The 20,243-nt window shown below is 63.9% G+C and carries 18 protein-coding genes; 14 read left to right on the forward strand and 4 right to left on the reverse strand.

Going from position 1 to position 20,243, the window contains the following annotated elements; all coding sequences use genetic code 11:
* Positions 1-72: 72 nt before the first annotated feature.
* The gene (locus tag PF049_10365) at positions 73-3,345 is read right to left on the reverse strand and encodes a YdbH domain-containing protein (GenBank protein WBY15997.1); all 3,273 of its coding nucleotides are present in this window, start codon (positions 3,343-3,345) and stop codon (positions 73-75) included.
* A 154-nt stretch (positions 3,346-3,499) separates the two neighbouring features.
* Here PF049_10365 and radC point away from each other — a divergent pair, with 154 nt between their 5' ends.
* From radC to PF049_10415, 10 genes are all read left to right on the forward strand, one after another.
* A complete protein-coding gene (gene radC, locus PF049_10370) occupies positions 3,500-4,141 on the forward strand; it encodes a DNA repair protein RadC (GenBank protein ID WBY17903.1) in 642 nt (213 codons plus the stop codon).
* Between the two features lie 59 nt (positions 4,142-4,200).
* Positions 4,201-5,511, forward strand: a complete 1,311-nt coding sequence (gene purB, locus PF049_10375) for an adenylosuccinate lyase (GenBank protein WBY15998.1) — start codon at positions 4,201-4,203, stop codon at positions 5,509-5,511.
* A 110-nt stretch (positions 5,512-5,621) separates the two neighbouring features.
* Complete coding sequence (locus PF049_10380; GenBank protein ID WBY15999.1) at positions 5,622-5,975, forward strand: DUF1049 domain-containing protein; 354 nt, start codon at positions 5,622-5,624, stop codon at positions 5,973-5,975.
* 7 nt (positions 5,976-5,982) lie between these two features.
* Positions 5,983-6,657 (forward strand): orotidine-5'-phosphate decarboxylase, encoded by a 675-nt coding sequence (gene pyrF / locus PF049_10385; protein WBY16000.1) that lies wholly within the window; start codon positions 5,983-5,985, stop codon positions 6,655-6,657.
* Positions 6,654-7,439: a subclass B1 metallo-beta-lactamase gene (bla, locus tag PF049_10390; protein ID WBY16001.1), complete on the forward strand. Its 786-nt coding sequence runs from the start codon at positions 6,654-6,656 to the stop codon at positions 7,437-7,439. The genes pyrF and bla overlap by 4 nt, the downstream gene beginning before the upstream one ends.
* Positions 7,440-7,448: 9 nt before the next feature.
* On the forward strand, positions 7,449-8,084 hold the full coding sequence (locus PF049_10395) for a phosphoribosylanthranilate isomerase (GenBank protein WBY16002.1): 636 nt from the start codon (positions 7,449-7,451) through the stop codon (positions 8,082-8,084).
* Positions 8,081-9,295, forward strand: a complete 1,215-nt coding sequence (trpB, locus tag PF049_10400) for a tryptophan synthase subunit beta (protein WBY16003.1) — start codon at positions 8,081-8,083, stop codon at positions 9,293-9,295. Before PF049_10395 ends, trpB begins: the two co-directional genes overlap by 4 nt.
* Positions 9,292-10,098 (forward strand): tryptophan synthase subunit alpha, encoded by an 807-nt coding sequence (gene trpA / locus PF049_10405; protein ID WBY16004.1) that lies wholly within the window; start codon positions 9,292-9,294, stop codon positions 10,096-10,098. The genes trpB and trpA overlap by 4 nt, the downstream gene beginning before the upstream one ends.
* Complete coding sequence (gene accD / locus PF049_10410; GenBank protein ID WBY16005.1) at positions 10,095-10,943, forward strand: acetyl-CoA carboxylase, carboxyltransferase subunit beta; 849 nt, start codon at positions 10,095-10,097, stop codon at positions 10,941-10,943. Before trpA ends, accD begins: the two co-directional genes overlap by 4 nt.
* Positions 10,944-10,973: 30 nt before the next feature.
* Positions 10,974-12,281 (forward strand): bifunctional folylpolyglutamate synthase/dihydrofolate synthase, encoded by a 1,308-nt coding sequence (locus PF049_10415; GenBank protein WBY16006.1) that lies wholly within the window; start codon positions 10,974-10,976, stop codon positions 12,279-12,281.
* 13 nt (positions 12,282-12,294) lie between these two features.
* Here the strand turns inward: PF049_10415 and PF049_10420 are convergent, their stop codons facing one another.
* Entirely contained in the window at positions 12,295-14,049 is a 1,755-nt protein-coding gene (locus PF049_10420) for an MFS transporter (protein WBY16007.1), read from the reverse strand.
* A 92-nt stretch (positions 14,050-14,141) separates the two neighbouring features.
* Between PF049_10420 and PF049_10425 the strand changes: the two genes are divergently transcribed.
* From PF049_10425 to rsmD, 3 genes are read left to right on the forward strand one after another with little or no spacing between them, the layout of a single operon-like run.
* Positions 14,142-15,308 carry an aromatic ring-hydroxylating dioxygenase subunit alpha gene (locus tag PF049_10425; GenBank protein ID WBY16008.1) on the forward strand — a complete coding sequence of 389 codons (1,167 nt, stop codon included), beginning with the start codon at positions 14,142-14,144 and terminating at the stop codon, positions 15,306-15,308.
* A 45-nt stretch (positions 15,309-15,353) separates the two neighbouring features.
* The gene (locus PF049_10430) at positions 15,354-16,136 is read left to right on the forward strand and encodes a pseudouridine synthase (protein WBY16009.1); all 783 of its coding nucleotides are present in this window, start codon (positions 15,354-15,356) and stop codon (positions 16,134-16,136) included.
* Complete coding sequence (gene rsmD, locus PF049_10435; GenBank protein WBY16010.1) at positions 16,133-16,675, forward strand: 16S rRNA (guanine(966)-N(2))-methyltransferase RsmD; 543 nt, start codon at positions 16,133-16,135, stop codon at positions 16,673-16,675. The genes PF049_10430 and rsmD overlap by 4 nt, the downstream gene beginning before the upstream one ends.
* 24 nt (positions 16,676-16,699) lie before the next feature.
* Here the strand turns inward: rsmD and PF049_10440 are convergent, their stop codons facing one another.
* Both PF049_10440 and PF049_10445 read right to left on the reverse strand, forming a co-directional pair.
* Complete coding sequence (locus tag PF049_10440; protein WBY16011.1) at positions 16,700-17,098, reverse strand: GFA family protein; 399 nt, start codon at positions 17,096-17,098, stop codon at positions 16,700-16,702.
* A 91-nt stretch (positions 17,099-17,189) separates the two neighbouring features.
* On the reverse strand, positions 17,190-17,756 hold the full coding sequence (locus PF049_10445) for a hypothetical protein (protein ID WBY16012.1): 567 nt from the start codon (positions 17,754-17,756) through the stop codon (positions 17,190-17,192).
* 140 nt (positions 17,757-17,896) lie between these two features.
* On the opposite strand from PF049_10445, the gene PF049_10450 reads away from it, so the two are divergent.
* A complete protein-coding gene (locus PF049_10450; GenBank protein ID WBY16013.1) occupies positions 17,897-20,203 on the forward strand; it encodes a UvrD-helicase domain-containing protein in 2,307 nt (768 codons plus the stop codon).
* Positions 20,204-20,243: the final 40 nt, after the last annotated feature.

Genomic DNA, 20,243 nt, shown 5'->3' on the forward strand with positions numbered 1-20,243 from the left:
GGCTCACATGCATTTCCCTTACGTTGCAGGAAACCTTCGCGAACCGGCCGCAGCATGTCAATTTATCCACTTTCATCGCATAATCTCGCTGTCCGGGGTCTGAACGGTGTCGTCGGGCCGAATGGCCTCGTCTGGCATCAGAAGATCGTCCGGCGGTCGTGCCGGCGCGTCCTCATCCGACACGGACGGACGCAGGCGACCACCAGCATCGTCGACAAGGCCGATTTCGCGCGGGTCGCGAACATAGGCCGGATCGTAGATCGACCTGATATTCGTGAGCAGCTGATAGAACGGCGCCCTGATATTCACGTTGAACCGGATCGGCAGGCTGGCCAGGCGCCGGGTCACGAAGTTCCGTTTCGCACCCTCCCCCTGCGTCACCCCGTCGAACCGGACCCTTGTCAGGATTTCGCCGGTCAGTGGCCCGTCGATACCGACGACCATCTGCTCGTATTTGAGAGAACGAAGCGCATCGAAAGCAAAGTTCGCGATCGGCGAAAGGTCTTCATAGGTCAGTTCGCCCACATAGGAGAAATTGCCGCCCGGCGCGCGCGCAGCCAGCTGTCCGTTCTCGATCCGCCCATTGCCGATCTCGTCGAAGACAAGCTGCATCCGGCCATCGAACGTGCCGTCGGCAGAAAAATTCGCAAGCTCGAGACGTTCGAGCAATTGCGACGCCTCCAGCCCGTTGATCGTGAAAATATACTCGCGGACTTCGCTTGCACCGATGCGGATCGCCACCGGCTGCATCTCGAGCGTGCCGCCGAGGAAGGGCCAGCTTCCCCCCTGCACGTCGAGATATTCGCCACCGGTCAGTGCAAACTGCACCGTCCCGTCGAAAACCTCGATACCGGGATTGAGCGAACGAACGCTCAGGCGCTGTTCCGGCGCGGTCGTCAGGCCCAGCAGGTCGTCGAAGACGATCGTTCCGCTGACGCCTTCCACCGGCCCGAAGGCGGCGGCGAGGTCCAGATCGTTCGACGAGAAAGAGCCGGTGCTGGTCACAACGTCGGCGTTCCAGTCGATCCGGCCGTTCCCCGTCACCCTTCCATCGACATTCGCGACGACACCCAGGGCGAGATCGGTCAGGTCGGTCGGCTGCAGACCGCTGCCGAATGTGATGCCCGAAACGTCGAGATCGGCAAATCCGGTCCCCCCTGCCAGGTCGTGCCGTATTCGGGTCGCCATGATCTCCGCTTCGTTGACGGGGGTGCGCAGGATCGCATCGGCCAGGATGACGCCGTCGGCCAGGGTGAGTGACGCACCTTGCGCAACCAGTGGCTCGAATCGCTCCTTTTCCTCGCGATCCTCGAGCATGAAGGCGCCATCGCCCACCGACAGCACGTTACCTTGATATTTCCAGTTGCCGCTGGCCGACAGGATGTCGAGCGGGACGGACGCCAGCAATATGTCCGCGCCCTCGAACCGTCCGGAAAGGCGCGAACCCAACTGGCCGGTGAAGTCGCTCACGGCGAAATTCACCCCCGATTCGCGCGGGCCGAGTTGCACGTTCAGCGCTTTCGCGGTCAGCGTGCCCGGCCAGGCAAATCCCACCGGGCCGCTTGCTATGCGAAGCTGCGTTCCCCCGAACGTGCCGGCGAGATCGAGAGCGCTGGTCCCTGCCGCGATGCGAAGCTTGGCCGCCCCGGCCTGCAGCACATGTTTTCCGGGCACCGGACACAGGTCGAGAGCCTGTCGGCCGAGTTCCAGATTGGCGTAGACGAGGCGGTCGAACCGCGCCTGGAAACATCGGTCCCACAAGGACAGCCCGCGCCCGGCATTCCACTGTCCGTTCACCGGCAGCACGAGGGAAGAGATTCGCCCGCCGGGCAAGACCCCGCTGGCGAGCACGCGGCCATCGAATGCGAGCGACCCGTCGGCAGACTGGCGCAACGTCATCGCCGGTATGGCGAGCCGATTTGCGCCTGCCCCGTATTCCGCCATCGCGATGGTCAGTGCCAATTGTCCGTTCCCGGCCTGCTCCATGCGCCCTTCGATCCGCGGCAAGTTCGGGCCACCGGTTGCGAAATTGCCGGAAATACGGGGGATCGCGGAAGCGAAGGAGGCACTGCCGCGCGATATGGACGCCAGGACATTGCCGGACTTGCCCGTCAGCACTGCGCGGGGCACCGTGAGCAGGGCCGGCCCGCCATCCGCGCGATAACGTGCCGTTGCGCGCAATTGCGAACCGGGAAGCTGGTCCCGCAGTGCGTTTGAGAGCCGCGCAACGAGTGGCGCCAGCAACGTGCCAGACACCCCGGCCTCGACCTCGTCGAATTGCCCATCGAAATCATTGCCGAGGGCGAGCCCCTCCGCCGTCCCGTCGATCGCCACATCCCAGCCGGAGAGTTCCTGCCCCGAACGGAAGCTGCCATCGGCCACCAAACGCCTTGCATTCGTAGTGGCAGCAAGAATGTCTCGCGACTGGATTTCGTATCTTCCGACGAGCCGATTCCCGGCGAGTTCCGCGCGGCCCGACAGATCGGTAAGTCCAGCCGCGAAACTGCCCGCGGACAATTCACCGATGCGCCCTTCGAACGTCGCTGCGAGACTCGAAAATTCGTCCCTCGCAGTAATCACGACCGGCATGTTCACTTCGGCCAGCCGCGTGTCGCCTCCATTGCACCGCGCGCTATCGAGCCGCAGCGGGCCGCTGATGCGGGGATCGCCATCTATCAGTGTCAGGCGCCCGTAAATCGTGGCGGCGTCGACTGTACAATCGCCCGACACCAGGCGGGGTGCATTCGCGGCGAGCATTCCGGAAAAAGTGTCCGACAGGCGGCCTTCGCCCTCTGCCTTCACCCCGATCGGCCCCCAGGGTGTGTCGATGCGGGCACGTCCGTCGATAATCGCGATATCGAGATCGGGCAGACCGCCTTCTTCGTCCCGATCGCCGAACAACACCGCATCGAGCGATCCGAAACTCACCCCGTCCGGACCTGCCTCGCCCCACAGGCGCGGGCGCACGGCGCGCAGCCGGCCGACCTCCAGGCCGAAGATACGATAGACGAGATCGACCTCCAGCCGGTCTATGGTCAGGTCCGGCCTTGCCGGTGACCCGACGACGATGTCGGTCAGGACCTGCCGTCGGCCCGAAATTCTTTCCACATTGTAGGTGACCGAAATGTCGTATTCGGCCAGCCGGTCGTCGATGAAGCCGGTCGCCACATAGTCGCGGTTGATCCACAGGGCAAACAGTGCCGCAGCCAGCCCGAGGGACAGGGCCAGCAAGGCGCGCACCAACCACTTGCGGCGATTGCGCCTGGGCCCTGCACCGGGCGCGGATTCGTCCGCTGGGAGATTGGCCTCGACCATCGCGCTCCACTTGCGCGCAGGTCCTTGCAAAGGCAATGCTTCCGGCAGATCGCTTCCTCAAGACTTTGCAGGGAAACTCTTGCCGCAAACCGACATTTCGAAAGCCCGAAAGCAGGACGGTGCCAAGGACACGAGCCGGGATGCAGCCCGTCCCGCCCATGCGGGCAAAGGCCACCGTCAGCGGCTGCGCGATCGCCTGTTGACCGGCGGGGCCGAAGCTCTGGCCGATTACGAAGTCCTGGAATACCTTCTTTTCGGTGCGTTCCGGCAAGGCGACACGAAGCAATTGGCAAAGCGGTTGCTGGAGCGCTTCGGCTCGCTCGGCAACGTCCTCGATGCCGACCATGGCGCACTGGCAGAAGTGAAGGGAATGGGGGAAACCAGCGCTGCCGTGCTCAAGGCGACGGCACTTGCGGCGCGCCGCATGGCGCGCAGCCGCGTGCAGGAAAAACCCGTTCTGGGCAGCTGGCAGGCGCTGCTCGATTACCTCGCGATCGACATGGCCAACCTGACGGTCGAACGGGTGCGCGTGCTTTATCTCGACACCCGGAACCGCCTCATCCGCGACCATCACATGAGCGACGGTTCGATCGACGAAGCTGCGGTTCATCCAAGGGAAGTTATCAGGCGCGGGTTGGATATCGGTGCAACAGCGCTGATCCTCGTGCACAACCATCCCAGCGGCAATCCGGAACCCAGCCGAGCCGACATCCAGATCACGCAGCGCATTGCCGAGGCAGGCAGGCTGCTGGGCATAACCGTCCACGACCACGTCATTGTCGGCAGCGAAGGCCATGTCAGCCTGCGGGCGAAGGGCTTGATATGAGCGGCTGCGCAGCCTAGCCGCGCCGCATCCCGTGCAGCCTTACCGGAGTCTTTCCCGCCATGGTCCCCCGTTACGCCCGCCCTGCCATGACCGCCCTCTGGGAGCCGGAGGCGAAATACCGCATCTGGTTCGAGATCGAGGCGCACGCGACGCAGAAGCTCGCCGATCTCGGCGTCGTACCCGAGACAGCAGCCAAGGCGCTGTGGGACTGGTGGGAAACCAATCCGAAGATCGACGTCGCTGCCATCGATGCGAAGGAAGCGGTTCTGAAGCACGACGTGATCGCGTTTCTCGACTGGGTGGCGGAGCAGGTCGGCCCGGAAGCGCGCTTCATGCACCAGGGCATGACCAGTTCGGACGTGCTCGACACCACGCTGGCAGTGCAGCTTGCGCGGTCTGCCGATATCCTGCTGGAAGACATCGACCAGCTTCTGGCGGCGATCAGGCGCCGGGCCGAAGAGCACAAGTTCACACCAACCATCGGCCGCAGCCACGGAATCCACGCGGAGCCCGTGACCTTCGGACTGAAGCTTGCCCAGGCTTATGCCGAGTTCACGCGAAACCGCGAACGGCTGGTTGCGGCCCGGCGCGAGATCGCGACCTGCGCCGTTTCCGGAGCGGTCGGGACGTTCGCCAATATCGATCCGCAGGTCGAGGAGCATGTGGCGGAACGGCTCGGCCTCGCCCCCGAACCGGTCAGCACCCAGGTCATCCCGCGCGATCGCCATGCCATGTTCTTCTCTACCCTCGCCGTCATTGCAGGGTCGATCGAGCGACTGGCTGTCGAAATCCGTCATCTCCAACGGACGGAAGTGCTGGAAGCGGAGGAGTATTTCGCGCCGGGGCAGAAGGGTTCGAGCGCGATGCCGCACAAGCGCAACCCGATCCTGACCGAAAACCTTACCGGACAGGCACGCATGATCCGCGGCTACGCCATGCCGGCACTCGAAAACGTCGCGCTGTGGCACGAGCGGGACATCTCCCACTCTTCCGTAGAGCGGTTCATCGGCCCCGACGCCACCATCACGCTGGATTTCGCCCTCGCGCGGCTGACAGGCGTGGTCGACAAACTGCTGGTCTACCCCGATCGCATGCAGGCGAACATGGACCGTATGGGCGGCCTTATCCATTCGCAGCGCGTCCTGCTGGCGCTTACCCAGGCCGGGATTACCCGCGACGATGCCTACCGCCTGGTCCAGCGCAACGCGATGAAGGTCTGGGAAAGCGACGGGCGCAAATCGCTGCTGGAATTGCTGAAGCAGGACGAGGAAGTCACCGCCGCGCTGTCGGACGAGCAGCTGGAGGAGAAGTTCGACCTCGCCTACCACTTCAAGCATGTCGATACGATCTTCGAGCGCGTCTTCGGCTGATCGGCATCCGGGTCTGAACGCGAACGTGCAGCCGCACGCTCTTTACGCATCACGGCGGCGCGCCTAGCGTCGCCGGACAAAGCATCACGGGGATTGGAGAGCTATACGTCATGCAACTCTTCCGCACGATTTTGTGGGTCGTCATCCTTGCAGCCCTGCTCGCATTCTCGTTCTTCAACTGGCGCGAAGTGGAGGTGACCATCTGGGAGAACCTCGTTCTGGAAACGAAGGTGCCTGCGCTGGTCATCGTGTCGTTCCTGCTCGGGCTGGTTCCGATGTGGATGATCCACCGCGGGGCTAAATGGCGTCTCAATCGGCGCATCTCCTCGCTCGAGGCGGCGGCCGAGAGCCAGCGACGGCTTGCGACCGCGTCGAACGCGTCACCTGCGCCGGCGCCGTCATCGGCCGCGCCTGCAAGACCCGCCGAGCCGGGGGCCGGCCCCCTCACCAGCGATCCGGCGTGAGGCAGGCGTGAGCAATCCCGTCTACCTCGCAGTCGACCTGCCCCGCCTCGAGCAGGCAAAGGCGCTGGTCGAAAAGGTGAAAGCCCATATCGGCGGCGTGAAGCTGGGCATGGAGTTCTTCTACGCCCACGGCGCGCACGGCGTTCACGAAATTGCCCATTGCGGGCTGCCGATCTTCCTGGACCTGAAGCTGCACGACATTCCCAATACCGTCGCCGGGGCGATGCAGGCGATCCACGTGCTGGAACCGGCGATCGTCACCGTCCATACCTCCGGCGGCCGCGCGATGCTGGAAGATGCGAAGGCCGCCGCTGCCGAAGGGACGAAGGTCGTGGGCGTCACGATGCTGACCAGCATGGACCAGCGCGATCTGGACCGCACGGGCGTGTCTGGCACACCGCACGATCACGTCATGCGGCTCGCCGAACTGGCGCAGAGCGCAGGCCTCGACGGCATCGTCTGCTCCGGCCAGGAAGTCGCCAGCGTGCACGCGCAGTGGAAGAAGGGCTTCTTCGTCGTGCCCGGCCTGCGTCCGGTTGGCGCTGCAGCCGGGGACCAGAAACGGGTCGTGACCCCGCGCAAGGCCCGCGACGACGGGGCCAGCGTGCTGGTGATCGGTCGCCCGATCAGCCGGGCGGACGATCCCGCCCGTGCCGCCCGTGAGATCGAGGCGACGTTGTGAGACCTCTTCTCGCGGCCATCCCGGCCCTCCTTCTGGCCGCCTGCATCCCGGGCGAAATCCACGCGCCTGTCACCGTGCAGGAAAGCCGTGGCGCGGATGTCAGCCGGTTCGGCGATGTCGCCTTTCGCGAAATCGCGCCCGGCATCTGGCAGCATACGACCTATCTCGACCTGCCCGGCATCGGTCCTGTCCCGTCGAACGGCTTGCTGGTGGTGGATGGCGAGGAAACGCTGCTGGTCGATACCGCGTGGACCGATGCGCAGACCGCGCAGGTGCTCGCCTGGGCCGACGGTGTCCTGGGCAAACCTGTCCGTGCCGCCATCGTTACCCACGCGCACAAGGACAAGATGGGCGGGATCGCGGCCCTCCATCAGGCCGACATCGCAACGTTTGCCCATCCCATGACCAATGCGGACGCACCGGCGAACGGATTCGAACCGGCGCGCCATACCTTCGACTTTGCCGAAGACGGCTTCCTGACCGGCGCACAGGCAGAAAATTTCAGCCCGCTCGTCATCTTCTATCCCGGCGGAGCGCATACCCGCGACAATATCACTGTCGGCATACCGGCAGCGGGGCTGGCGTTCGGTGGTTGCATGATCAAGGGATCGGATGCCGAAACGCTGGGCAATCTGGCCGATGCGGACATCGACGCCTATGCCCGGTCAGCGCGTAATTTCGCATCTGCGTTCCCAGATGTCCCGATCATCGCGATGAGCCATTCGCAGCCCGAAGGCCGCGAGGCTATAGCGCACACGATCGAACTGGCCGAGAAACTGTAGGTTCCACCAATGGTCGCTATCAAGATTTGCGGCGTTTCGACGCCCGAAGCGCTGGACGCGGCAATTGCCGGCAAGGCCGATTTCGTCGGTCTGAACTTCTATCCCCCCTCCCCGCGCCACGTCGATACGTGGGCGGCATCCGCGCTCGCCATGCGTGCGGGGTCCGCGATCGGGCGGGTGGGCGTTTTCGTCGATGCCGAGGACGGCCTGATTGCCGATGCGGTGAACGCGGCTTCGCTCGATGCCATCCAGCTCCATGGGCAGGAAAACGCGCAGCGCGTGGCCGAGGTGCGCGAGCGTTTCGGCAAGCCTGTCTGGAAAGTCCTCCCGGTGGCGGGGGCGGATGATGTTGCGAAGGCGGAAAAATTCTCAGGTGCCGCCGATTTCCTGCTGTTCGATGCCAAGACGCCGAAAGATGCCGCACTTCCCGGCGGCATGGGCCTGCGTTTCGACTGGTCCCTGCTGGATGCTTATCGCGGGCCTGTAAAATGGGGCCTCGCCGGCGGATTGACGGCTTCAAATGTCGGCGAGGCCATTGCCCGAACAGGCGCTTCGCTCGTGGATACGTCCAGCGGTGTCGAAAGCGAACCGGGACTTAAGGACGTCGACAAGATTGCGGCCTTCTGTAAAGCGGCGCGAATATGACCACTCAGACCAATTCCTACCGCAACCAGCCAGACGAGCGCGGACATTTCGGCGACTATGGCGGACGCTACGTCGCCGAAACGCTCATGCCGCTCGTCCTGGACCTGGAGCGCGAATACCGCGCGGCGCAGGCCGACCCGGCTTTCAAGGCCGAGTTCGACGACCTGCTGGAACATTATGTGGGCCGCCCATCACCGCTCTATTTCGCAGAGCGCCTGACGGAGGCGCTTGGGGGCGCGCAAGTGTGGTTCAAGCGTGACGAGCTCAATCACACGGGCGCGCACAAGATCAACAATTGCATCGGCCAGATCCTGCTCGCCATCCGAATGGGCAAGAAACGGATCATCGCGGAAACCGGCGCGGGCCAGCACGGTGTCGCCACCGCGACCGTGTGTGCGCGTTTCGGCCTGCCCTGCACCATCTTCATGGGCGCGGAGGACGTGCGCCGCCAGTCGCCCAACGTGTTCCGGATGAAGCTGCTGGGCGCGGAAATCGTGCCCGTTACCAGCGGACGCGGCACGCTGAAGGATGCGATGAACGAGGCGCTGCGCCACTGGGTCGCCCATGTGGACGACACCTTCTACATCATCGGCACCGCTGCCGGGCCGCACCCCTATCCGGAAATGGTCCGCGACTTCCAGAGCGTGATCGGGAAAGAAGCGCGCGCGCAGATGCTGGACCGCGCCGGCCGCCTCCCTGACCTGGCGGTGGCCTGCATCGGCGGTGGTTCCAACGCGCTGGGCCTGTTCCACCCCTTCCTGGATGACAAGGACGTGAAACTGCTCGGCGTGGAAGCGGCGGGACACGGGCTGGACGGCGACGAACACGCGGCAAGCCTGCTGGGCGGTTTTCCCGGCGTGCTTCACGGCAACAGGACCTATCTGTTGCAGGACGAGGACGGCCAGATCACCGAAGGCCACTCGATCAGCGCCGGCCTCGACTATCCCGGCATCGGTCCAGAACATGCTTGGTTGAAGGACACCGGCCGCGTCGAATATACCGCCGTGACCGACGAAGAAGCTCTTGATGGCTTCCAGCTGCTATGCCGGACGGAGGGCATCATCCCCGCACTCGAACCCAGCCACGCCATCGCGGCCGTGGCCAAAAGGGCGAAGGAGATGGGCGATGACGAGATCATCCTGATGAATCTCTGTGGGCGCGGCGACAAGGACATCTTCACCGTGGCCGAGAAGCTGGGAGTGGAGATTTGACCCGTCTCTCCTCCGCCTTCTCCAAGCCCCACCCCGCCCTTGTCTGCTTCATTACCGCAGGGGACGGCGACACGGCTGCCAATCTCGATGCACTGGTCGCGGGCGGCGCGGATGTAATCGAGCTTGGGATGCCCTTCACCGATCCGATGGCCGATGGCCCGGCTATCCAGAACGCCAATATCCGCTCGCTCGGCAAGGGGACTACGACGGCGGATGTGGTTGCGACCGCTGCCGCATTTCGCGAGCGGCACCCGGACGTGCCACTGGTGCTGATGGGCTATGCCAATCCGATGGTGCGGCGTGGGGCCGAATGGTTTGCCTCTGCCGCAAAGGATGCAGGCATCGACGGCGTGATCTGCGTCGACATTCCGCCGGAAGAAGACGATGCGCTCGGCCCGGCCCTGCGCGATGCAGGGATCGCTCCCATCCGGCTTGCGACACCGACGACCGACGATACGCGTCTCCCGGCCGTGACGGAGGGAAGCGAAGGTTTCCTCTACTATGTCGCGGTGGCCGGCATCACGGGAATGCAACAGGCAGCCATCGAGTCGATCGAGGCCAATGTGTCGCGCATCAAGCGTTCGACCGATATTCCCGTCGCCGTCGGCTTCGGCGTCAGGACACCGGAGCAAGCCGCCGAAATCGCAAATGTTGCGGACGGTGTCGTCGTCGGTTCCGCATTGGTGGAACTGGTCGCCGAACATGGCGAAAAGGCACCCGATTACCTCCGCGCGCTCACCGCTTCGCTTGCCAAGGCGGTGCATTCGGCGGCAAGGGCACCTCGAAACGAGGAAACGGCATGAACTGGATTACCCGCGTCAGAAATTCGCTTCCCTTCGTGGCGAAGCGCGAAACGCCCGACAATTTGTGGGTCAAGTGCCCGTCCTGCCAGGAAATGCTCTTCGTCAAGGAATACGAGGAGAACCTGCATGTCTGCCCCAATTGCGGGCATCATGGCCGGATCAGCGCGGACCAGCGCCTCGCCCTGCTGCTGGACGAGGGGTATTCCGTCCTGCCCCAGCCCGAGGTCACGGAAGACCCGCTGAAGTTCAAGGACAGCAAGAAATACACCGAGCGTCTGAAACAGGCCCGAGCAAAAAATCCGCACAGGGACGCCTTTACAGTGGGTTCGGGCGCGATCCTCGACAATCCGGCCGTCGTCGGCGTGCAGGATTTCGGTTTCATGGGCGGCAGCATGGGCATGGCCGTGGGTACGGCGTTCTGCGCCGGCGCACAGGAAGCGCTGGATCGCAAATGCAGCTATGTCGTGGTGACGGCGGCAGGCGGCGCCCGGATGCAGGAAGGCATCCTCAGCCTGATGCAGATGCCCAAGGCGACCGTCATGACGCGCCGCCTGAAGGAAGCGGGATTGCCCTATATCGTCGTGCTGACCGATCCCACCACGGGCGGTGTCACGGCGAGCTACGCGATGCTGGGCGACATCCACCTGGCCGAACCGGGCGCTCTTATCGGATTTGCCGGGCAACGCGTCATCCAGGACACGATCCGCGAACAATTGCCCGAAGGCTTCCAGCGCGCGGAGTACCTGCACAAGCACGGCATGGTCGACCGCGTGGTTCACCGGAAGGATCTGCGTGAAGAGCTCGCCCTGATGCTCGATTACATGCAGGGCGAGAAAGCCGCCTGATTTCCCCTACCCTGCAGGAATGACGGGACATTGATGGACTTCGCACGCTCCGACGACCCGGCCGTCCAGACCCAGCTCGACCGGCTGGCCCGGCTGAGCGTGCCGGACGGGCGGCTGGGACTGGACACGATCCGCCAGCTGCTTGAGCGTCTGGGCGACCCCCATCATGGGCTGCCGCCGGTGTTCCATGTCGCCGGAACGAACGGCAAGGGATCGACCTGCGCGTTCTTACGCACCATGCTGGAGGCTGAGGGGAAACGCGTCCATGTGACGACCAGCCCTCACCTCGTGCGCTATAACGAGCGCATCCGGTTGGCGGGCGAGCTGATATCCGACGTGGCACTGGCGGAGTTATTGCGTGAAGTCCTGGACGCTGGAGAGGATCTGGCGCCGAGCTTTTTCGAAGTGACGATTGCGGCCGCGTTCCTCGCCTTCAGCCGGACGCCGGCAGATGCCTGCGTAGTCGAGGTGGGCCTCGGCGGACGGTTCGATGCGACCAATGTCCTGACACCCGAAGTGCTGGCTGCCTGCGGAATTGCTGCGCTCGGCATCGACCACGAACGCTTCCTCCTCGCACCGGAAGACGGCACGCCTGACGATCCGCTGAGCCGCATCGCCTTCGAAAAGGCGGGCATTGCCAAGCCCGGCGTTTCGCTCCTGACCATGCATTATCCGGAAGGCCCGACGCTGGAGGTCGAGCGTGCCGCGGCAAGGAATGGCGCGCCGCTGTCGATGCAAGGTCGGGATTGGACGATTAGCACCACGCCTACGGGCGTTCACTATGCGGACCGGCACGGGGAGATGGCGCTGCCCCTCCCCACCATGACAGGTCCGCACCAGGCTGGAAACGCTGCGCTCGCTATCGCCATGCTTCGGCATCAGGACTTCGTCTCGGTGTCACGCGATGCGATGGCAGAGGGGCTGCGCAATGCCCGCTGGCCCGCGCGTTTCCAGCGACTTGCGCCCTCGCCGCTGACGGGCGACCGCGTAATCTGGCTGGACGGTGGACACAACAGGAATGCAGGCGAAGCGATAGCTGCCCATCTGGCGGCCCATCATCCGGGCGAACGGATGCATGTCATCATCGGAATGCTGGCGAACAAGGACCCGCGCGGCCTGCTGGATCCGCTTGGTTCGATAGCGGCCAGTGTCATCTGCGTACCGGTGCCGGGGCATGAAAGCCACCCGCCGGCATCCTTCGGCGAAGGGGCTGTTTCCCGGCCGGACGTGAAGACTGCGCTTGCCGCACTGCCGGATGACGGGCTGCCGGTGCTGATCGCAGGGTCACTTTACCTCGCGGGCAATGTGCTGGAATTGACCGGCGAACTGCCTGACTGAGCCCCCCACCGGTTCAGGCGTCGGTCGCGATTTCGGGCGTTGCATCGGGCTGGACCACACCGCTCGCCGCTCCCGCACGCGCCTCGCGTATCCATTCCAGGATGCACAGGACGACTGCGATGACACCGATCAGGGCTGTGAAAATGAAGACGTAGTAATATCCGCGGTCTTCGATCATCTCGCCCAGCGCGCCCCGGCCCAGCGTGCCGACCAGCAGGGTCAGCGATGCCAGCAAGGCGTATTGCACGGCGGCGTACTGCTTGTTCACGATGCTGGACAGCCATGCGATATAGGCAGCACCCGCGATGCCGATGGCCAGGTTCTCCCACATGATGGTGAAGGTGAGCCGGGCGAGCCCTTCCGAACCGAACGGGGCCATAAAATTGATGAGGCGCGTGAAGCCGATGAGGTCGCTGCCTGCCTGCATCGCAGCGCCCCCGACCGCGAGATCGGCATAAAGCAGGTTCGTTGCCGCAGCGAGCGAAGCGCCAAGGGTCAGGGTGAACATGCGCCCGAGGACGGTGATCAGCCAGCCGCCCAGCGCAAGGCCCGCGATGACGGCCCCCACACCGAAGAATTTCGAGGCGAAAGCCACGTCGTCGCCGGTATATTCGAGTTCGCCCAGGTAGAAGGGATAGGCAAACGTGCCCCAGATCGCATCGGTAATGCGGTAGGTCAGCACCAGCGCGAGTATCAGGACAAGGCTCCAGCCCATCCGGCCGACGAACTCCACCAACGGCAGGACCAGCGCGCGATAGAGATGGTCGGCAAAGGTCACGTCCTTCGCACCGAAGGTCGCTGCGGTGTGACTGATGACATGCCGATTCTCGTTCTTCATCTTCGCCAGCCAGGCGGCGATGAAGGCCGGCACGACGATGGTCGCGATGATGATCAGCGGGCCATAGGTCGCGGTGAACTCCGTCGGATTGGGGCGCAGGTCCGGCTCTGCCGTCATGGAGCGGATCATGAAGACCAGAACCGTACCGATGGCCCAGGCCCATAGCAGGCCGACCGCAAGCAGCGCGCGGTTGCGCATCTTCGGCTCGATCTCGCCCGGACGGTAGAGTTCGGCCACGTCTTCATTGTCTGCGGCGATCGTTTCGGCGGATCGCCGCGCAACGTCCGCATCGGGCGCGAACAGGCCGGCAACGCCAATGGCGAGCATGATGCCGCCCATCATGATGTAAGTCTGCGGCCAGCCGATACGCTCGGCGATGATCAGGCCCAGCGCACCACCGACCAGCGCGGCGAGGCGGAAGCCCATCTGGGTGATAGTGGACAGGATATCGATCGTCGCTTCCTCGTCCGCCACATCGATGCGCCAGGCATTGATGGCGATGTCCTGCGTCGCGCTGGCAAAGGCCCCGATCCCGGCGAGCAGGCTGAAGACGCCGAGCTGGCTCTTGGGATCGAGCAGGCTCATCGTCACCAGGATGATGCCGAGCAGCAATTGCATCGGGGCGATCCACTGCTTGCGCTTGCCGAGCCGCCTGAGGCCGGGAATGTTCACCTTGTCGAGCAATGGCGACCACAGGAACTGGAAGGCGTAGGCAAGGCCGATCAGCGAAAAGACGCCCATCGTCTCCACGCTGACCTCGGCTTCCGTCAGCCATGCGTAGAGGGTGCCGAGAAACAGGGCGAAGGGCAGGCCGCTGGCAAAGCCGAACAGCGCCATGTAACCGCTCTTCGGATTCTTCAGCGACCGTGCGAGCGTGCGCCAGCCCGGCTTTCCCCCGGTGCTGTCCTTGGTCGCAGTTGCTTCGGCCATCGACGTCGTTCCCTTTTTTCGCGGCGCTTTGAGCGGCAACCCCTATCGGGTAAGACTTGATCCGCAAAGCGTGAGAGAGAGGAGGATCGGGGATGGCCGATGTGCAGACACTGAATGAGGGGCGGCAGCCGACCGAAGGGCAGGCGCGACTGGCCCGCATGATCGCGGACGGATCGACCGATCCCAGGCGCCCGGAGGCGGTGCAGACGGTGCCGGCCAGCGATTACACCGATCCTGCGCGGTGGCAGCGGGAAAAGTCGGCCCTGTTCGAACGCCTTCCGCAGGTCGTCGCGCCATCCGCCCTTCTGCCCGAACCGGGCATGGCGGTGCCGCATGATGCGACGGGCCGGCCGCTGCTGCTGACACGGGACACCGACGGCAAGGCCCATGTCTTCCTCAACGTCTGCCGCCATCGCGGAACGAGGCTGGTCGAAGGACAGGAGGCCGCCTGCGCCAAGCGGCTCGTATGCCCTTATCATGCGTGGACCTACCGCCTCGACGGGACGCTGCTTGCCCTGCCCCGGCCCGAAACCTTTCCCGGCATGGACAAGGCGGACATGGGTCTCTTCGAATTGCCCAGCATGGAAGAAGGCGGCCTGATCTGGTTTTCACCCTTTGCGGATGCCGACTTTGCCGACGCGCGCGCGGTGAGCAAGGATATCGGCGCCTTCGGCACTGCCGATCTTCACCTCTTCCGGCGCAAGATGCACCCGGTGCACGGGAACTGGAAGCTAATCATGGATGCCTTCCTCGAAAGCTACCATGTTACCCGTCTGCACGCGAAGACGATCGGCCCCTTCTTCAAGGACGGCATTACCGCCGGCGACACGGTCGGCCCGCACATGCGCAGTGCGGTCGGACGACTGGAGGAGATGGACGGCGTCGATCTGGACGACATGGCCTCGCTGCGCCGCGTGGTTACCTTCGCGTATCAGTTGCTTCCGGCGACGATCGTCATCCCCAGCCCCGATTACATCAACATCATGGTCCTGATGCCGCAGTCCGAGAAACTGACCCTGGTGGAGGACTTCATGCTAATCCCCGAACCGCCCGCCACGGACAAGGCCCGCGATCACTGGGAGCGAAGCTGGGCGCTGCTGGACGGGGGCGTCTTCGCCAGCGAGGATTTCCGCGCTGCCGAGCTTGGCCAGCAGGGCCTGTCCAGCGGCGCGGTGAACCATGTTACGCTGGGCACGCTGGAAGGCGGGGTGCGCGCGTTTGCCGACGCGGTCGAAGAAGCCCTGCGCGCCGCCAATTGATTTGACCGGGCCGAGCGCCTAACCGCGCCAGCATGGTTGACCCACATGGCTCATAAAGAAACCCGCGCCCCCGACCGCCCGGATGGCGACCGCATTGCGAAACTGCTCGCCCGTGCAGGCGTTGCGAGCCGCCGTGAGGTGGAACGCATGATCGGCGAAGGCCGGGTCGCGCTCAACGGGAAGACCGTGGATACGCCTGCGACCTTCCTCGAGAGCCTGCGCGGGATCACAGTCGACGGGAAGCCCGTGGGGAAAGCCGAACCGACGCGCCTGTTCGCCTTCCACAAACCTGTCGGCCTGCTGACGGCAGAGCGTGATCCGGGGGGGCGGCCCACGATCTACGACGCGCTGCGCAACGCGTTGCCAAAAAACGCGCCTCGGGTCATGCCGATCGGCCGCCTCGACCTCAATACGGAGGGGCTGTTGCTGCTGACCAATGATGGCGGCTTCAAGCGGGAGATGGAGCTTCCCTCGTCCGGCATCCCGCGAACCTACCGCGCCCGCACCTATGGCGATGTCTCCGAAGCCGAGCTGCACGGCCTGATCGAAGGCATCACGATCGACGGCATGAATTACGGCCGCATCGACGCCGATTTCGAACGCGGCGGAAAACAGGGCGCGAACCAGTGGATCGTCCTGACCATTACCGAGGGCAAGAATCGCGAAGTGCGCCGCGTCCTCGAACATTTCGGACTGAAGGTCAGCCGCCTCATCCGCACGTCCTACGGTCCGTTCGATCTGGCAGACCTGCCTCGCGGAGCGGCGCAGGAGATTGCGCGGCAGGATAGCGGCCGCTTCCGGTCCGACCTGAAGAACGGACGGCTATGAGGATCATCGCCGGAGACTGGAGGGGCCGCAAACTCGTCGCGCCCAAGGGCGATGCCACGCGCCCGACTGCCGATCGTACGCGGGAAACCCTGTTCAACATGCTGGCCAGCAGGTTGGGCACCTTCGAAGGCCTCTCGGTCGCGGACCTGTTCGCAGGGTCCGGCGCGCTCGGGCTGGAGGCGCTGTCGCGCGGCGCAGGGCATTGTCTGTTCGTGGAACAGGAGAAGCCCGCTCTGGACGCCATTCGCTCGAACATAGATTCTTTCGAGGCGCGGACCCGGGCGACCGTCAGCGCTGCATCTGTCATGTCGCTTGGCCCAGCAAAGGTACCGCATGATCTGCTGCTGCTGGACCCTCCTTACGGGACGGGTGCGGCCAATGTCGCTCTCGACCGCATGATCCGGCTGGGCTGGATCGGCGCGGCGACCCTTGTCGCGGTGGAAACCGGCGTCACGGAAGATGTCGAAATCAAGCTGCTGGAAACGGTTAAAGAGCGCAAGGTCGGCAAGGCCAAGCTAACCCTCCTGCAGCTGTCCTAGGCCCCCTACCCCGCTACAGCCCCTTTAATCCTGCGGTGGATATCGCTCGAACTCGGGCAGTCTGTGCGCTTCTTTCATCCAGCCGATCCGTTCGGCCACCTGGATATGCGCCTGCGCCGGAACCTCCTCCGGATCGTCGAGCGTCGCAGACTGAACGTCAACCAGGCCCGGCAGCATTTCGTGATTGGAATAGAACAGGCCCGTGCCGCACTGGATGCAGAAATGGCGGCGCGCGTTTTCCGAGCTGGCGTAGGTAGCGACCTCGCCTTCCAGCCTCAATTGTCCGTCCTCGACCATGATCCAGCCGACCATGGGTGCGCCCGATGACCGCTGGCAATCCGTGCAATGGCACAAGGCATGGTTGATGATGTCACCGCTGATTTCGTAGCGGATCGCGCCGCAATGGCAGCCCCCTGTCAACATGGCGTCCTCCCCGACTTTGCCTCGTCCATACAGCATGAGGGCGGCGATACCATCGTACCGCCGCCCTCGCTGTCACTCTTGGCCGCGCCGCTTACATTTCGCTGGCGGGCTGACCCGGCCAGTAATCGAGCGGACGGTTCACGCCGGGACCGCGGCGACCCGCTTCCCATGCGTTCATGCAATTGTCCTGCTGGTTCGCGCTGCATACCGGATATTCACCGGTCACCGGCGCAGGCGCACTCTGCGCCATCTCGTTGCTCACGAAACGGACATTGCCGGTGGTAGTGGCAGTAGCGGATGCATTTGCCTGTGCGGCTGGCGCTGCAGGCGCCGCTGCGGTGCCGTTGATCTGCGACAGGATCGAGGTCCAGGCCTGCGAGCGCTGCATCTCGTTCATTCCGACGACGCGAACGCGCTGTTCGTTCGTCAGCACCCACCAAGCTTCGGTCTGTTCGGGCGTCAACGTCCAGTAATAGGTCTTGGCTTCCATCGGCCACGCATCATACGTGGTCTGGCGCTCGGCGGGCCAGCCGTCATACATTGTCTGCTGGACGGTCGTCAGTTCGACCATGTCGCCTTCCATGAGATCGTCCGCGAAAGCGGGTGCGGCGGTCAGGGTCAGGGCGGCTGCGGCAGTCGCTGCAAGAAGGTTTTTCATCGGGTTACACTCCGTTGATGGATCGTTCATTTCTGCCGGACCAACCTGTGCGTCGCCGCGATGTTCCGAGAAATGCAGCCCGTTTCCGATGATCCGTGCTTGCCGGACGGGCAACCGTTCCCTACCTGTTCACCGACCCCATGACCGAAAACTCCGCTCTCCCCGTCGCTGACGAAACCGATATTCCCCCCTACGCCGCGCGGCTGAACAGCCCCCAGCGCGAAGCGGTGCTCACCACGGAAGGGCCGGTCCTGATGCTGGCCGGCGCGGGTACGGGCAAGACGGCTGCCCTCACGGCGCGGCTCGCCCATATCGTGGCGATGCGCCTCGCCTGGCCTAGTGAAATCCTCTGCGTCACCTTCACGAACAAGGCCGCGCGGGAAATGCGGGAGCGCGTGGGCGGTCTGACCGGCGGCGCCCTGGAAGGAATGCCTTGGCTGGGTACATTTCATTCGATCTGCGCCAAGATGCTACGCCGCCATGCCGAACTGGTCGGTCTGCAATCGAACTTCACCATCATCGACACCGACGACCAGCTGCGTGCGCTGAAGGCGTTGATCGTCGAGAGTGAAATCGACGAGAAGCGATGGCCCGCGCGACAATTGGCTGGACTGATCGATCGCTGGAAGAACCGCGGACTGAACCCCGACGACCTCGATGCGGTGGAAAATGAAAGCTACGCCAATGGCAAGGGCGCGCAGATGTACCGCCTTTACCAGGCGCGGCTGAAAGCGCTGAATGCCTGCGATTTCGGCGACCTTCTGCTGCATATGCTGAACATTTTCCGGCGCGAGCGGGAGGTGCTCGAAAGCTACCAGAAACGGTTCAAATACGTCCTGGTGGACGAATACCAGGATACGAACGCGGTCCAGTATCTCTGGCTGCGACTGCTTGCGCAGGATCGGAAGAATATCTGCGTCGTGGGAGACGACGACCAGTCGATCTATTCATGGCGCGGGGCAGAAGTCGCCAATATCCTGCGGTTCGAGAAGGATTTTCCCGGCGCAAAGGTCGTGCGGCTGGAACAGAATTACCGGTCCACACCGCACATCTTGGGCGCGGCGAGCGGGCTGATCCGGGCCAATAGCCAACGGCTCGACAAGACGCTGTGGACCGAATTCGACGCGGGCGAGAAGGTGCGCGTCATCGGTGTCTGGGACGGTCCGGAAGAAGCGCGCCGCATCGGCGAGGAGATCGAGCGGCTGGAACGCGAGGGCGCCAGCCTCGACCAGGTCGCCATCCTTGTTCGCGCCCAGTACCAGACCCGGGAATTCGAGGACCGGTTCATCCAGATCGGCCTGAACTACCGCATCATCGGAGGGTTTCGTTTCTACGAACGGGCCGAGATTCGGGATGCGCTGGCATATCTGCGGATCATCGCGCAGCCGCAAGACGACCTTGCGTTCGAGCGGATCTACAACCAGCCCAAGCGCGGGCTTGGCGCAAAGACGCTGGAGAAGATGCACAGCCATGCGCGGCGAACCGGCCTGCCGCTCGCGGCTGCATCGCTGCAGCTGGCCGACAGCGATGAATTGCCCAAGCGTGCTGCCAATACGATCGCAGGCTTGATGGGCCAGATCCTGAGCTGGCGCGAACGGGCGGAAGCTCTGGAGCCGGCGGAGCTGTTACGGCAGGTGCTCGACGAAACCGGCTACAACCAGATGCTGGAGAACGAGAAGTCGGTCGAGGCGAAAGGACGGCTGGAAAACCTTTCCGAACTCGGGCGCGCGATGGAAGAATACGCCACGCTCAGCGACTTCCTCGAACATGTCAGCCTTGTCATGGACAACGATGCCAATGCCGACGACGAGAAGGTCACCATCATGACCATGCATGCGGCGAAGGGGCTGGAATTCGATAATGTCTTCCTGCCCGGCTGGGAGGAAGGCGTATTCCCAAGCCAGCGCTCGCTCGACGAGGGCGGTCTTGCCAGCCTGGAGGAAGAACGTCGCCTCGCCTATGTCGCCATTACGAGGGCGCGGCGCAAATGCACGATCATCCATGCGGCGAACCGCCGTATCTACGGTCAGTGGACAAGCTCGATACCCAGCAGGTTCGTCGAGGAACTGCCTGAAGAACACATCGAGACCGAAACGACGATGACCGGCGGCGCTTCTCTCTGGCGCGCGCAATATAGCGATCAGGACGACCCATTCGCCCACGTGTCGCAGAACCGGCCAGAGCGTTCATCCGCCCGCGGCCCGGGATGGCAGCGCGCGCTCATGACGGGGTACGATGCAAAGCCCGTGCGGGTTCAGGAAAGCCGCCGCAGCGCGGCCAGTTTCGCGGCGAAAGCGCGCACCGATGTCGGTATCGGCGCCCAGGTTCGGCACGACAAGTTCGGCAGCGGAACGGTGATCGACCAGGAAGGCAACAAGCTGGTCATCAATTTCGAGGATGTCGGCGAGAAGCGCGTGATCGACAGTTTTGTCGAGGTAGTGGGCTAGCCGTCTCGTCGCAGCAGTCCCGTTCGCGCGGCAATACGCC

It is taken from the genome of Erythrobacteraceae bacterium WH01K (genome assembly GCA_027941995.1).
Classification (GTDB): domain Bacteria; phylum Pseudomonadota; class Alphaproteobacteria; order Sphingomonadales; family Sphingomonadaceae; genus CAJXSN01.